Here is a 2192-nt window from a genome sequence, read left to right as displayed (position 1 = left end):
GCGACGGGCGCCACCGCGGCCGGGATCGCCGCCGCCTCGAGCGCCCGAACCGCGCCGGGCCAGCGCGACCGGCTGCGCGAGGGGATCGCCGACCTGACCGAGCGGGTGACGCACCTCGAGGCCGGCGAGTACGACGACTCCTTCGACGGCGACCGCGAGGACGAGTTCGCGGCCCTCGAGTCGTCGCTGGCCGGCATTCGCGAGCAGTTGGCCGAACGCGACCGGACGGACCGGTCGCTGGACGAACTCGAGCGGACGGTCGGGGCCCACGCGGAGACGACGCGGGCGGTCGCCGCGGGCGATCTCACCCGGCGGTTCGAGCGGCCGGGCACCCACGAATCGCTCGACGAGTTGGCCGACAACTCCAACGCGATGCTCGCGGAGATCGAGGACACCTTCGGGACGCTGAAGTCCTTTTCCGGCGAGGTCGTCACCTACAGTCGCGAACTCACGACCAGCATGGAGGCGGTACAGGCGGAAGGCGAACGCACGAGCGAGGCGCTGACCGAGGTCGTCGCGGACAACAGGGAACAGAACGAACAATTACGAACCGTTACGGCCGAGATGGAAAACTTCTCGACGACGGTCGAGGAGATCGCCGCGACCGCCTCCGAGGTCGCCGACACCGCCGACCGGACCGCACGCGTCGGCCGGCAGGGAAGCGAGGCCGCGGGCGACGCGATCACCGGCATGGCCGTGATCGACACCGAGACCGAACGGACCCTCGAGGAGATCGAGGGGCTCGAGGCCGAAGCCGAGCGGATCGACGAGCTGATCGAGTCGATCAGCGAGATCGCCGAACAGACCAACATGCTGGCGCTGAACGCCAACATCGAGGCGACTCGTTCGGGCGAGGCCGGCGGCGAGGGCTTCGGCGCGGTCGCCGACGAGATTCAGACCCTCTCCGAGGAGGTCTACGACTCGGTCCAGACCGTCGAGGAGCGCCTCGAGGGACTCAAAGAGCGGGCGATGGCCGCCGCCGACGAGGTCCGGACCAGCCGCGGCCGAATCGAGGACAGCGTCGCCGACGTCGAGGACGCCGCGACCGCGCTCGAGGAGGTCGCCGGACTCGCCGAGGAGACCAACGACGGCGTCCAGGAGATCTCCGCGGCGACCCAAGAGCAGGCGTCGGCGACTCAGCAGGTCGTCGTGCTGGTCGAGGACGCCGCCGAGACGAGCGCGGCGACGGCGTCGACCTCGGCGCGAGCGGCCCGCCGGGCGTCGGCCCAGGCGGAGGCACTCTCCCACGTGGCCCGCAGCGCGACCGTCCTGACCGAGCAGGCCGGCGAGCTGAACGCACAGCTCGTGGCCTACGACACCGAGAGCGGCTACGACCTGCCGGAGCCACGGACCGCCGACGACGTCGACCCGGAGGCCGTCTCGACGGCCGACGCGACGCCGGAGACGATCGGCGACGGCGGCACCGCGTCTCGATAGCGACGACCCGACTGCCGGCCGCCGACCCGCGGCTCGAGGGAGCGTCCCGACCCGCCGTTCGATAACCACTATAGATTACGCTTACGCCGACCCGAAAGGGAGAATAGTTACAGGCAAGAGTCAAGTCCGTCCCCGAATTACGGGGGACAGATGGCGTACTCCGTCGAGTCGCGGGCCGATCGCGACCTCGAGTTCTCCGCGGGCGAACTCACGGGTGCGCTAGGGGATTCGGTTACGGTGTTGCCGCTGCTGGTGGCGCTCGGGGAGACGACGAGCGTCTCGCTGCCCCACGTGCTGGTCGGGTTCGGCGTCTTCCAGATCGTCTGGGGACTCCACTACGGCCTGCCGATCTCCGTCGAGCCGATGAAGGCCCTGGTCGGGCTGGCGATCGTCGGCGCGCTTTCCTACGCCGAACTGGCCGCGGCCGGACTGCTCGCCGGCGGGGTCTTGCTCGTCGTCGGCCGGCTCGGGCTCGTCGGTCGGCTCCAGCGGATCGTCGGCGAGCCCGTCATCCGCGGCGTCCAGTTCGCCGTCGCACTGCTCCTGCTCGAGGCGGCGGTCGACCTCTCGGTCGGGAACCCCCCCATAGCGGCGGCCGGGCTCGCCGTCGTCGGCCTGCTGGCGCTGGTCGGCCACGCCCGGACGAGCGCACTAGTCGTCCTCGGGCTCGGCGCGGTCGCGGCCGTCGCGACGGCGGGCGTTCCGACGCCGACCGCGCCCGCGCTCGCGGTCTTCCCTGCCGGGCGGCCAGCGCT

2 protein-coding genes are annotated in these 2192 nt (G+C 71.3%); both read left to right on the top strand.

From position 1 onward, the window contains the following. A partial coding sequence (locus ACSBP4_RS19570) for a methyl-accepting chemotaxis protein (RefSeq protein WP_435553204.1) occupies positions 1–1437 on the top strand: 1437 nt, incomplete at its 5' end. Between the two features lie 150 nt (positions 1438–1587). Then, positions 1588–2192 (top strand): putative sulfate/molybdate transporter (locus ACSBP4_RS19565; RefSeq protein WP_435553203.1); only part of this gene is annotated, 605 nt, incomplete at its 3' end.

Origin of the sequence: Natrinema sp. CGMCC1.2065 (genome assembly GCF_051225675.1) — an archaeon.
Classification (GTDB): Archaea; Halobacteriota; Halobacteria; order Halobacteriales; family Natrialbaceae; genus Natrinema; species Natrinema thermotolerans.
Note: the sequence above shows the minus strand (reverse complement) of the source record. Positions and strands in the feature narration are given on the sequence as shown.